Below are 13,571 nucleotides of genomic sequence, written 5' to 3'. Positions count from 1 at the left end.
ACGCGGCAGCGAAATGGATGAAGCATTACCCCGGCGGCCTGATGTTTGCCGAGTAATCACACCCTCATCCCCGGCCAGCGCCGGGGTTTTTATTTTAACGCTAGGGTGTCGGGGCATGGCCCTGACCGGATGGTTTCGTCATACCGTCGGCATGACGGTAATGACAAAACATTTCCAGCCCGGTTGCTGAAGCATTTCCAGGCAACCGCCAAAGATCACGAACAAGAGCAATGGGATGAAGGCAGCACGGAGAGTCTGACCGGTAAAAATAACGTTCCCGGCGCGAGGGCTAGGACGTTTTTAACGTTAAATAGGTTCACTTGTTTCTAAAACTGCTTCCTTATATCCTTCAAGATTACTACTTAACCAATTTTCGTTCTGACGCTTCACATGAAACTTAACCACTGCACCAAATTCATCATGAGAAATAATCACATTTAATTTCTGGGACTGATTGTATTTTTTCCAGCAAGCTAATATTTGCTCACAAAATAAAAATGAGTAATCCAGATACCGTTCGGATACATAATCATCAATATGAAAAGAGTTTACAAAACATTCAACCCCTGTCCTATCAGGGAAATTATCTAACCCTTGGTAATTTTTGTATAGAGAGCGTAAAAAAACACAGCCGTTATCTTCTAAAAAACCGCCATTAATCCATGACTGCAAATCATCAGGAAGAGATAACCCCCTCCAATCTGCAACCTTCATTTCCTTTTCCATCAAATAATTACACTTCATTTCTTCTCTCCTAAATACTGAGTCAACCCTTTATTGATCGCCTTCTTAAATGATGGGTCATTCAATAGATTATTTACCGACTTAGGTGCATCGGGGAATGAATCCGTCTTGGGATCATAAAGATATTTATTATCCTTATTATCTTGATAATGTAGTTGCCCCGCTCTTTGTCCTGGTGCAGGATTTTCAACATCTATTCGTTCCTTACCGGCACCTTTCCATATAGTTTTACTGGACGTCTGAACTCCATTGGCCCCCAACATATGCCCATCAGCCAAATAAGCCAAGTCATCCTTATTCGGCCCATCCGGGATCGGCGTCGTGGTGGTATTTCCGGCAGTAGACGGTGCGCCATCGGTATTTCCGGTATGACTGGCTCCGTTCTTATCCGACTGATCCGGGGTCGTCAGCGTGGTGGCTGTGCTCTCCGCCGGGGCCGGATTTTCGAGCTTACCGCCGGTCGGATCTTTATCCGCTATCGGTAACTCCGTATGCCCCGGTCCACGGGTGCCGTCACGCACCGCGCACTGTTCGCGGGTACCTTCACAAGTATATCCCGCACCTTGATCTTCTTTAGTATCCTGTTGTTGCTGGCTTCCATTTCCAATTGCACCAGAGATTGCTGCATTCAGTGCAGATGCAGTGCTGCCTAATGCCAGCGCATTATTCTCAACCGCATTCTTCCCCGCCTGCGCCCCTGTCGTCGCAGAAGACAGGTTATTGCCCGCTGTTGCTCCGGCAACACCCGCCGCCAGCGTACTCAGTAAGCTGATTTCCTGCCGGTCGCTCTGCGAAAGTTTATCTATATCCGCCTGAGTGGTCGCATGGTAATAATATTCCGCTATATAACGCGCGGCAAGTTCACCACTGAACGCGCCGGCAGCACCCGCTGCTGCATTGCCTCCGGACATTTGCGCTGCTACAGCGCCCCAGACGGCATGGGCCATCGCATTAGCCGCGACATTGGTCGTACCGTCGTCATTCAGCGTGTGACTTTTGATTTCCCGGGCAATCAGCGGGCTTATTCCCCCTGCGATTTACGGCAGACTTCAGGCACCGGTGTTCCCTGCTCGGCCTGTTTTAGGGCAAAAACACTCTGCTCTTCGGTGAATCGTGACTTTTTCATCGGCACATCCTCCGTTCAGGGGAGTCATTATCATGCCGGAATCCTGTTTCTGAATGGGGCAGGATTTTGGGGTAAGGTCAATATTCGGGGTCAGGGTCATAAACGTGGAAGAGACGTGTTTTGGGTGTGCTAATATCTCAGGCATCACACCCATGGCAAACATAATTAGGGCAATCATGGACAGCAAGATGCTTAACGAAATAAGTAAATTTCTAAGTTATATTTTACGTCATAAACCTGACACCATCGGATTGCAACTTGATGTAGAAGGCTGGGCAGATATCAATACTTTGATTCTCGGCGCGGCGAAAGAAGGCCGCGTACTTGATCAGGCAATAATTCAGACAGTAGTAAATAGCAGTGATAAGAAACGTTTTACTCTCTCCGAAGATGGCCAGCGTATTCGTGCAGTTCAGGGACATTCTACACCAGACGTGAACCTTCAATATATGGAGAAAAAACCGCCAGAATTCCTCTACCATGGCACTGCAACACGCTTTCTTGAATCTATTCTTCAGCAAGGATTGATTGCAGGTTCACGTCACCATGTGCATCTATCACAAGACATAACCACAGCCGTAGCTGTCGGACAGCGATATGGAAAGCCTGCGGTGCTAAAAGTTGAAGCCCTGCGGATGCACCAACAGGGATTCAACTTTTTTCAGGCTGAGAATGGCGTATGGTTAACGAACCATGTCCCCAATTTTTTCATATATCAGGAATAGCCATTGTCTTTGTCTTCGACTTGCTCGGCTTTATAGCGGGAAGACTCTTCTTTGGCAGCACTAAACCATTCAGAGAAACCAGAATAAGACAAATTATCCCAAGGACTTAACTTCGGTTTTGAATAATCATAAATCCGGACACCCGTAGTGCCATCCTTACCTCCCCCATCAAAACAAGCAAGAACAACCCAGCCATCATTATACAGCCCTGACTCATCTTGAATAATTGCAAAGGGAACCAGGGCAGCCCCCGAAAACTTCAAAAGCATCGAGCTGTAATAAAAAAGAGATGTCGCCATATCTTTCGATAGAAGCCGCCAAGGCTCTATATCTAAAAACTCATCAGCTAAAACCACATCTAAATAATCAACAGGGAATTCAAAACTATTGGGTAAAATTGGAAGGTCGTACAAAAAAGGCTTCATTATTTAGCACCTCCAGAAATACGTGGTGGTTCTGTTGAACCGTAAGGATTAGAAGTAGAAAACCCCCCTGACTGTTTGTTTATACGACCAGTAATGGCCTCACCCCAAGTATTAAAATTCTGCCACCCTCTAGCCTCTTGAATAGCTGGCGTCAATGGATCATCAAATCCACGGACGCTAGCTTTAACGTCGATCCCCGCCTCTCTGGCCGCGGCAATTCGAGTGTTATCCATGCTAGTCAGCTTGCCATCAGGCATTTTAACGACGTCAACTGGATCACCTTTCCAACCATTAGTCCGCATGCTTTGTACCAAATCGTCGTATGTGTAATTTTTACCCGTGTCTCGGTCAGTTTTATTGAATGAAAAGCTATTTTGCGAGAACCGAATATCATCAGCCGCATGGAATGTGACACTGCCAGCGCCTTTTGTACCTACATCGGCAGTAACTGACGTCGCTTTTCCTACTCCGCCAATCCCCGCCGCGCCCACCTGCGTCAGACCATAAATCCCTTCCGAGTACTCCGGAGAAACGCCCAATCCTTCAAGTAAATACGCACCGCTGGTTTTCTGGTTGATGCCTGACAGGAAACTATTAGCACCCGCGTAAGCCGTATCTATTCCAGAGGCTGCCAGATAAGTACCCGCCAGGCAAGCCACGCCGGTCGTGCACATTGCCATGCCGCCCAGCGCCTGCAGCTCTCCTCCGGTGGTTTGCACCAAACCACCTAAACGCGTCCCCACACCGTAGTGAGATAGCGCATCCCCGGTTTGATCACTAACCGAATACCCGAACATCGGCAAACTGGCGCTGGCATAGCTGCCCATTGCGTAGATCAGCTGGTTGCCGCTCTGTGATGCCAGTAGTGTACGCTCACTGGCATACGCATCACTGTTACCTAACTGTTCCAGCGCCTGCGCTTTCACATAATCCGCAGAACCTTCCGCAAACTCAGCGGAACATTTCACCAGCGCACAGGCCGCCGCTTTCAGACGCGCTTCTTTATCTTTATCCCCCCCGGACAATTGCTTGATCCGGGCTACTTCATCCGGGTGTAACTGGCGGTTATAGCGTTCAGCATCCAGTGAGACGGCTGCGCCGGACTGTGCACCGGTCGTTCCGCCAATAATTCCGCCAATTGCACTACCACTTAACGTGGCGGCCCACTGGGTGATAGCCCCTCTTTCATTGCGGTCCAGTTGTGTGTTGTTACTCAGATAAGTATCGATCATCTGACTAAACGCTTCGCTGCTCATCCCGGCCAACCCGCCGGCCAGCGCATTGCCGCCGCCGAAACTCGCCTGGATTGCACCTATCACACCGTGGATCGCGGCTTTTTCGGGGCTATTCGGTCCCCAGCCCATCGCCTCACCAAGATCACCGGCAGCTGAGTTCGCCATCTGCCCGAACACCGCCGCCAGTTCCTGTTGCTCGGCAATTTTCTTCTCATCGAAGATCTTATCGATATGACCATTGGCGTTGTCGGTATCGCGGCTTAGCCCTGCAATATCCTGCGTCTGCTTCTCACTGTCTCGGATGACGATACTGCCCGCAGCAATGGCCGATTGCGTTGTACCTGAAGCGTCACCGCTGCTCTTAACACCAATAACAGGGACAACGCCGCCGCCGTTAACCCGCTCGCCTTTATTATTTTTTTCCGATGAAAAGCCACCGGCAAGCCCTTGGCTACTGGCACTGTACTGCGCTTCGTTATTGATATCGCTCCAGCCCAACGAACCGGTATCAAGAAGGTTCTTATCGGCTGTTGCAGTGCTCGCTATGACTGCACCACCCAGTTGGGTATGGTTGCCTACCGTAATATCGAACCCTTTATCCCCGGCAAACAACCCGCTTTGCTCACCAACGCTGGCATAGTCGCTGTCGGTTTTACTTTTATTAATACTCAGTGAGGCTGAACCGGTCATTGACCCGAAAGTGAAACTGGCGCCGCCACTCACACTTTTCTGCTGGCTGTGGTACTCGTCAGTATCCTGCAGGCTGGTTATGGTCAGATCGCGCCCCACCTCAGCAGTGATTTTTTCACCCAACACCTGCGCACCGGAAATAACCGTATCCCGTCCGCTGCTCAGGCTCAGCCCATCACTGGCGTTGACCCGCGTATTAACATATTCGGTACTCTTACCGTCAGCCGTTCCTTTTGACTGGTAACCGCTGGCCGACACACCAATTCCCGTTTCCTGACCCAGCGATATATGCACACCGACATTCCAGCCGCTGCTGTTATTCTTACTGGTTTGCTCGGTGTTGTTCGATGCGGCATCCAGCAGCAGATCATTCTGCGCCACAAGGGTGACATTATTGCCCGTCACACCACTGCCGCTGATATGAAGATCACCGCTGGTACCTTTGTTACCCGTAGCCACCAGCGTGGTATTTCCGCCTGCGCTGAGGGTGCTCCCGCGTACCTGATTTTGTGTGGAACTGGATTCAGATGAGCTTTTACTCGAACCTACGCTGAGTTCCACCTTCACGGCGTTCAGATTGCCCTGGGCTACATCAGTCGCCATGGAAGAGGCACCCGCGACAGCTATCCATGCGTTATCTGCTGCCTGCACGGCATACAGCGTTTTCAGCCGTTCGTCGCTGACCTCCCCACTTCGTTTGAGTGTGCTGTTCGCTGCAAGAATGGCATCGGTCACCGGGCTGGACACTGACAATGTCAGACCGCTCTTTTTCTGTTCGTAACTCTCTTTACGTCTCAACAGATCGTTACCGGGGTCAACCACAATTTCGCCCGCGACAACGTTCAGGTTTTTATCGGCAATCACATCCGCGCCGCTGATATGTGCTTTTTCACCCGCGATAATATTTGCGTTACCGCCGGTTGAACCAATAGTGCTGACACTCTGACTTTGCGTGGTGCCATCTTCATTGAGCTGATGTCGCGATTGTGCGCTGCCGATGGTTACACCAAAACCTCCCGTGCCCATCAGCCCGCTTTTTTTAGTCTCGCTCAGGCGGTAGCTGGAACTGGTATCGGTGGCTGCAAGGATATTGACATCTTTCCCCGCTTTCAGCGTCACATCCTCGTCACCGACCACGGATGAACCTTTCACCGTCAGGTCCTGCCCGGCAACAACTGACACCTTGTCGCCACTCAGCTGCGAGGCTTTTTCAGTAGTGGCATAGTCCTCAGCGACCGTGTGCGTGGTCGTGCTGGAGAACAGGTGTTTCTTGGTTTTAGTTTTTTCGTCGTAGCTGTACTGGCTTTCCTGTGCGGTAGTGATATTCACATCCCGCCCGGCGTTCAGGGTCAGGTCGCCGGTGGCCTGTACTTGCGCAGCCTGTGTCGTAATGTCACGCCCGGCGGCAATGCTGGTGCTTCCGCCGCTCACCACTGCTGTCCCTTCCTGCCCGACATTTTCACGGATACTCACGCTTTTGCTGCCGTGGGTTTCGCTGTAGGTGCTGGTCTGCTGCGCGTTCAGGTTGACGTCGCGACCGGCGCTGAGTGAGGCGTTGAGATCGGCGGTCAGTTGCGCCGCCTGCGAGTTCAAATCCCGGCCTGCACTGAGCGTCAGGTCGCCGCCGCTGCTCACCACCGTGCGGGTGGCGTTGTTGCTGTCAGCCTGATTTTTTCCGCTGGTCTGATGGCTGCTCTGGTCCATCGTGTTGAGGTTGATGTCGTTAACTGCTGCCAGCGTGGCGTCGCCTTTAGCGGTCACGGCGCTGCCCGCCACCGTCAGGTCGTGCCCCGCGCTGGCCGATAAATTACCGCCCGCGCTGACCGTGCTGGCCTGGCTGTCGGTGGTCTGCGCGCTGCTTTTCGCCGTGGTTTTGCTGGTGCTGAGCGCGTTGCCGGTGATGTTAACGTCGTTCAGCGCCACCAACTGCAGGTCACTGCCCGCCGTGAGCCGGGCGCCGGTGTTGTTGATGTCGTGACCGGCGGTAAGCGAGAGCCCGTCAGTGGCCGAGATACCGGCCACGTCGCCGGTCTGGGTCTGGCTGAAGGTCAGCTGAGACGTTTTGCTTTTGCTGGTGGTCGGCGCGGCCGTCCACTGCTGCGCCTGCGTGACGTTGTTAATATCGCCGCTGACCGAAGCCAGTGCCACGGTCTGTCCGCTAATCGAAGAACCGATATTATTGATATCACCCAGCGCGCTCAGCTGCAGGCTGCCGTTAGAGGCAATCAGCCCGGCGCTGAGGTTATCCAGCGAACTGCTGCTTTTTGCGGCCAGTTCCGTCTGGGCCTGCAGGGTACTGCCCGCGTTGACGATATGCCCGGCGTCGAGATTGACGGTGTTCCCGGAAATCACGCTGCCGGTCACCGCGTGGGTGTCGTTGGCAGAAAGATAGAGTTTAGGGGCCAGAACCGTCTGGCCGTTGACGGTGGTTTTTTCCCACCAGACGATGCTTTTGGTCAGGGCCGCGACCTGTTCCGGCGACAGGCTAACGCCAAGTTGCAGACCCAGACCGGCCTGCTGTTCGGCGGCGTTATCAATCAGATACTGCATCTGCGCGAGGTCTGACCCTGTGCCGCCGACGTAGCGCTGCCCGGTCTGACTGAGCACGGCGTTATCGACATAACGGGTATCGAAGGCGGCATCGCCGAGGAACTTATAGTCATAGTCCGGCGTCAGCTTCAGCCGGTCCATAAAGTAGGCCGAGCCGAGAAATTTGCTCTCGTCGGTATAGACCGGTGCCGTTTCAATGCGCGGGTTGGACGGCGTGCCGGGCTGAACCGCAGGCGTCAGCGTGCCGGACGTCGGGTGCGCGAGATAATCATTAAGCGCATTAAACAGCGAAGGATCAGTTTTCCCCAGACTGCCCAGTTGCGGGTTGGTAGTGATCAGATACGGGCTGGCAGGATTAGTGCTCGCCACAAGCAAACCGTTATTGCCGGTCGGCAGCGGGTAATCCGTCAGCGCAGCGCCCTGATTGCCAATCTGCTTTAACGCATCGGTGACGGAATTGTTCCACTGAACGGATCCGACGGTCAGGTTTTGAGCGGATGCCAGCTGTTTGCTTTGCGAACCGCTGACCGGTTGCAGGCCCGACGTGCCGTTCAGTGACGGTGCGCTTATCGCATGGGATAAACCGCCTGCGTTAGCAGAGGTCGTGGTATTGCTGATGTTATTACTGAAACTGGCGTTAACCGCCCCACCGGCCTGAATAACGGCGCGGAGACCTTCGCCGGTGCTGAGGGTTTCGTAAGCGGGTCCACCGGTTAATGTGTAGGTAAACTTATCCCCTAAATCCGTCCTGTACTCTACCCCCCTTCTTTTCCCTTTCCGGATATCAGGGATAACGGTGGCATCGGCCGGTTGCACCCCTGTTGTGCCACTGTACTGATAGGTCAGGTACTCATTCTCAATGCTGTTTTCATAGGACTGGTTGTTCAGGTTGGTGCCGGAAAGCGTTATGTTGGTTCCGGCAAGAACAGTACTGGCAATATTATCTAACGTGTCGCCAGATATCGTTAAATTGCGGTTTGCGGCAATGCGGCCCGCCCCGCCGCTGGCAATGGCGGTTACAGTGGAAGTACCTACAAGAAATTTTCTGTCAGAGGCAGCTTTCGTAGGCGCTAAACCAACAAAAGTATATTCTTCTTCAGCGCCGTCTCCTTTGCCATTGCTCCCACCGGTGTGACGCCAGCCCGTTCCGGTATAAACCCCAATTTCATCATCATCTAACAAGCCGAGCTGAATGCTCATCGTGGCCTGCCCCAGCGATGCCGGGCTATTCGCCGCCTGATAGGTACTCGACGTGCTCAACCCGTCCCGCTGATTCAGCAAATGCCCGGTATTGATGGTGATATCGCCGTTAGTAGTCTCAATATCCCCCGACGTGTTGACCACTTCGCTGTTGGCGTTGCCCGCCGCGTCCCGCTGCAGCCACAGGCTGTTGCCTGCCAGAATATCGCCGTAGTTATTGTGAATACTGTCGGCCAGCAACTGCATGTTGTTACCGGCGTACAGCAGCGCGCTGTTGGTCAGTTGCCCGGCTGCGGACATCACCACGTTGCCCGCCCCGCCGACAAAGCCGCTGTTGTTAAGCACGCCACGGCTGGCCAGGCGGATATCCCCGCCGGACTGCACGCTGCCGCTGCCGTTGAGCTGGATGCTGCTGGCGTCCACGCCCACCGTGCCACCGCCGCCGCGCAACTGACCGCTGTTGGTAAAGTTGCCCGTGGAACTGAGCTGGATGCCGTTGCCCTGCAGGGTGCCGAGCACGTTCAGGTCGCCCTGCGTGCTGAGGCTGAGGGTCTGCCCTGCCGCCAGCGTGCCGGTCTGGGTAAAACCCGAACCGAGTTGCAGCGTCATATCCCCCAGCGCCAGCAGGCTGCCCGCCTGATTGAGCACCGGCGTCACCAGCGTCAGGTTGCCTGCGCTGTAAAGTCTGCCGCCCGCCTGGTTGTCGGCGTTCTGAACGTTAAGCCCCAGCGACTGGCTGCCCAATACCGTGCCGGTGTTATGCAGTTCGTTACCGGTCAGCGTCAGCCGGTCGCCCTGAAGCTGGCCCTGATTGGTCATCTGCGTGACGTTCAGCGCGCTGTCGCCCTGTCCGGTCAGCGTACCGCTGTTGTTGAGCGTGCCGCCGGTCAGGGTCAGGCCCTGCGCCTGCAGCGTGCCGCTGTTGGTCAGCACCGGTGCAGACACCGTCAGCCTGCCGCCGGTCAGTAAGGTGCCCTGGTTGTTGAGATTATTGGAAAGGGTCAGATGAGTGACGCCGTCGCCCTGCAGTTGCCCCTGATTGAGCAGCGTCTGCGCGCCCAAATCTAACGTTCCCTGACTGCGCACGGTGCCGCCGCTCAGGTTGGTGATGCCGTTTTGTACCGTGCCCTGCAGGCTTTGCTGGCCCTGTAACTGCCCGGCGTTTAAAATGCTGTTGGTGGTGAGCGTCAGGTTACCGGCCTGAAGAGTGCCGCTGTTAGCAATATTCCCGGCGTTCAGCGTGGCGGTGCCGCCGCTGAGTAATGTGCCGCCCTGCTGAACCTGAAGTTGCCCGCTGAGCGTGGCCGTAAGCGCGCTGACACCGCTGATGCCGCCGCTGCTGGTCAGCGCATCACCGGTCAGGGTCAGGTTATCCGCCGACCAGTTCCCCTGATTATTCAGGTTCGCCGCCTGCAAAATAGCCAGACCGGTGGAAATGATTTTGCCCTGCGCCTGCGTGTTGAGCGCACCGGTCAGGTTGAGGTTGGCGCGCGAGGCGGTCTGGATCGCGCCGTTAAGATCTAACTGACCGCCGTGTACATCGGCGCTGTCGGCCTGCCAGTTGCCGTTGTTGGTGACGTGCGCGGCGGTGACGGTGAGTGCGCCCTGCGTCAGCATCTTGCCGGACGTGGCGTTGGTTAAATCCTGCTGCAGCTGCGCCGTAAGGCCCTTCAGGCCAATCAGGTTGCCGCTGTTGTCTGCGTTGTTCGCCGTAAGCGCCAGCGTGTCGCCCTGGATTTGCCCCTGATTGGTCAGATGGTCAGCCGTCACCGTGGCGGTTTTATCGCTGAGCAACTGGCCGCTGTTTTCCAGCGTGGCGGCGTTCACCGTGACATCACCGGATGAGAGCAGGCTGCCGCTGTTGGTGAGATCCCCCTGCATCTGTGCGTTCAGGCCATTCGTGCCTAATGCCGTGCCGCCATTGGTCAGGCTGTTGCCGGTCAGGGTAAGCTGGCTGCCCTGTAAACGTCCCTGATTCTGGGTATCACCCACCCGCACCCCCAGCGTGCCGCCGGACAATACCTGCCCCTGCGCGCCGTTGGTTAAGGTGCTGGCGGTAAGCGTGGTGCCGCCGTTGCCCTGCATCAGCCCGTTATTGCTGATACCCGTGGCATTCACGCCGACCGTTTGTGCCAGAAGCTGGCCGCTGTTGGTCACAACCGGTGCCGTCACGGTCAGACCATTACCCGCCGATATCACGCCGGTGCCCTGATTGGTCAGGCTGCCGGTGACATTCACGCCGACGTTACCGCCCGACACGTTGCCCTGATTGACCAGCGTCTGGCCTTCCAGCGTCATCTGGCTCAGCGCAGACAGGCTGCCTTGCTGCTGCAAGGTACCGGCTTTCACATGCAGGCCGTCGTCGGCGGTGATGGCACCGCTGTTGGTCAGCGAGGTGGCCGTGATATCCACAGTGTCCGCGCCCAGCGCCGCGCCGTTGGTCAGCGTACCGGCCTGCACCGTCAGCGTGCCCGGTGTCACCAGTTTCCCGGCCAGATCGGCTTTTTCAGACGCACTGATCCCCAGCGCGTTTTTACCCTGCGTCTGCGAGCCGTTGCCGGTGGTGAGCTGTTGCGTGGTCAGCGCCGCGTTGCCGTCGGCGGAGAGAAAACCCTTTAAGTTCGCAGTATCAGTCTTCAGAGCCACATCGCCCTGGCTGGACTGTACCGATCCGGCGCGGGTGGTCAGCGCGGTGGCGTTAAACGTCGCCCCCTGCGTGCCGGTCAGCGTGCCGCCCAGATCCGCCTGTGCGGTGTTGAGTGTCAGCTGACCGCCAGCCAGTAAGGTTGCCGTATCACCGTTGGTCACGCCGTCCCGCACGGTCAGCGCTAAGTCGCCGCGGGTACCGGTCAGCCCCTGATTATTGAACTGACTGAGGGTCAGCGTCTGGTCACCGCCGGACTGCGCCGTGCCGTTGTTATTGAAGGTGTCGCCGTCAAGCTGCTGCGTGCCGAGAGACTGCAGCAGGCCGTTATTGGTCAGGGTGCCGAAGCTGAACTGACCGTTGCGGTTGGCGGCCAGCGTGCCGCCGTTGCTGAAATCGTGTGCGGTAAAGTTCAGATCACGCCCGGCAATCAGGCTGCCGGACCACTGCCCGCCGCTGGCAACAGTGGCCTGCACGTCATTTTGTGCGGAGGTTTTACCACCCTGTGCGGCATTAAGCCGGTCAGCGTTAATCGAAAGAGTATTGCCCGCGCTGGTGGTGCCATCGAGCTGTTGCTGAGCGGAGGATAACTGCATATCACCGGTTGAAGCCAGCGAACCGCTGCCGGTCACCTGCAATGTACCGCCACCGGCTTCCAGCGTGTTGCCGTCGAGCGCACCGGCCAGCGTGGCGCTGCCGGTTGCCGTCAGGGATAAATCTTTATCGCTGTGAACGGACCCCTGCGCCCCGACGGACAGATCCGTAGCGTTCAGGCCCACGTTGCCGGAGGTCGACAGCTGGCCGCCCAGCGCCTGCTGCGCGGCATTGAGCTGAATATCGCCGAGGCTGGTGATCAGCGAGTGTTGCCCGGCGTTCAGGGAAGTACTGTTGAGCGTCAGGCCATTTTTGCCGGTCAGTGTACCGTCCACGTTCATCTGACCGCCGCCGATGTTCAGCCGGTCACCGGCAAACAGCGAGCCTTGTTCACCCACGTCCATCTGGTCCGCAACCTGTAAATCCAGCCCCTGCTGCGAGCCGATCAGCCCCTGATTGCTGAGGGTATTAGCGGTGATGTTTTGCGCGCCGCCGGACTGCATTTTGCCGCTGTTGTTCAGGGCCGACGCACTGACGGTCTGTGCGCCCTGCGCCTGGATCAGCCCGCCGTTGGTCAGCGTTTGTGCCCGCAATTGTGCGTTACCGCCCGCCACCAGTGTGCCGTTGCTGGTGAGGTCACCCGCCGATGTGAGCGCCATATCGCCGCCCGACTGCTGGGTACCGTTAAGGGCGATGGCCTGCGCATTCGCCGTCAGCTTGCCGGTGGCGGTCGCATTACTCAGCGTCAGCCTGCCGCTGGCATCAATCTGCATATCGCCGACCGACGCGTTCAGGTTGCCAAGGTTGACCCCGACGCCCTTGTCGCTGGAGACCAGATGAATGCGGTTGGCGTACATACCGCCAAGCGCGCCGGTGTCAATCGCCACCGCCGGTACGCCTGCGCCGGATATCGGCGTGGCATTACCCTGCGCATCGACGTGATTGGCACCCAGGGTGACGTTCAGGTCTCTGGCGTACAGCCCGGCGTTAATCTGCGCGGCGCGGGAAATCAGTGAAAAAGAGTCGCTCGTGCGGGCATCCAGCCCCTGACCTTCAACCGTGATCGCACCCTGCGTGACGTCGAGGGACTGGAGCGAACCGTCCGCGCCCAGCACCGGACGGCCGGTGGTCAGCGTGGCGTTCGGGGTGTTGAGGAAGCCGCAGCCGTTACAGGTGATGCCGTAGGGGTTGGCGACCATGACGTTGGCGGCTTTACCGGCGACCTCCATGTAGCCGTTAAGCTGCGAAGGGTTCGACGACACCACTTCGTTAATGATGCCCTTCGCTTCCTGACCTGCCGTAAGATTGGGGTTGTTCTGTATCAGCCCGCCCAGCTGAGTCCGGGTCAGTTTACCGGTGGCATTATTGAGGATGAGGCCCTGCTGGCCGACGTTGAAATCATTGTATTTGTTATGCGAAATCCCGGACTGATTCGGGGTGGCGATGTTCACCACCGGCACGCCGTTACCCGCCTGATCGGTGCGGGTGTTGCCTTCGGCTACCGTGATACCCGCCGCAAATGCGGGCATCACCGGTTGCCAGACCAGCCATCCCATCAGCCCGTAGGCCAGCGCTTTACGCCATAACGCGACCGGTTGCTCTGTGATCGATTTCATCGCCGAATTCCTTCTCTCTTAT

5 protein-coding genes and 1 pseudogene are annotated in these 13,571 nt (G+C 56.3%); 1 reads left to right on the top strand and 5 read right to left on the bottom strand.

Going from position 1 to position 13,571, the window contains the following annotated elements; genetic code table 11:
- Positions 1-306 precede the first annotated feature (306 nt).
- The 3 genes and pseudogenes from ETV65_RS00890 to ETV65_RS25065 all read right to left on the bottom strand — a co-directional run.
- Complete coding sequence (locus ETV65_RS00890; RefSeq protein ID WP_015697206.1) at positions 307-744, bottom strand: hypothetical protein; 438 nt, start codon at positions 742-744, stop codon at positions 307-309.
- On the bottom strand, positions 741-1,691 hold the full coding sequence (locus ETV65_RS25070) for a VENN motif pre-toxin domain-containing protein (protein ID WP_217138567.1): 951 nt from the start codon (positions 1,689-1,691) through the stop codon (positions 741-743). The genes ETV65_RS00890 and ETV65_RS25070 overlap by 4 nt, the downstream gene beginning before the upstream one ends.
- An 89-nt stretch (positions 1,692-1,780) precedes the next feature.
- A pseudogene (locus ETV65_RS25065) lies at positions 1,781-1,870 on the bottom strand (transposase); the annotation flags it as partial.
- Between the two features lie 176 nt (positions 1,871-2,046).
- Here ETV65_RS25065 and ETV65_RS00880 point away from each other — a divergent pair.
- A complete protein-coding gene (locus tag ETV65_RS00880) occupies positions 2,047-2,595 on the top strand; it encodes an RNA 2'-phosphotransferase (protein ID WP_129952107.1) in 549 nt (182 codons plus the stop codon).
- Here the strand turns inward: ETV65_RS00880 and ETV65_RS00875 are convergent.
- Together ETV65_RS00875 and ETV65_RS00870 are read right to left on the bottom strand one after the other, a co-directional pair.
- Positions 2,586-3,020, bottom strand: coding sequence for a hypothetical protein (locus ETV65_RS00875; RefSeq protein WP_013575348.1), 435 nt, complete (start codon positions 3,018-3,020; stop codon positions 2,586-2,588). The genes ETV65_RS00880 and ETV65_RS00875 overlap by 10 nt on opposite strands.
- The gene (locus ETV65_RS00870) at positions 3,020-13,549 is read right to left on the bottom strand and encodes a hemagglutinin repeat-containing protein (protein ID WP_129951129.1); all 10,530 of its coding nucleotides are present in this window, start codon (positions 13,547-13,549) and stop codon (positions 3,020-3,022) included. The genes ETV65_RS00875 and ETV65_RS00870 overlap by 1 nt, the downstream gene beginning before the upstream one ends.
- Positions 13,550-13,571: the final 22 nt, after the last annotated feature.

Origin of the sequence: Rahnella sp. RFA10(1/100), from assembly GCF_004195115.1 — a bacterium.
Classification (GTDB): domain Bacteria; phylum Pseudomonadota; class Gammaproteobacteria; order Enterobacterales; family Enterobacteriaceae; genus Rahnella; species Rahnella perminowiae.
This window is presented reverse-complemented; position numbering and strand designations above follow the sequence as displayed.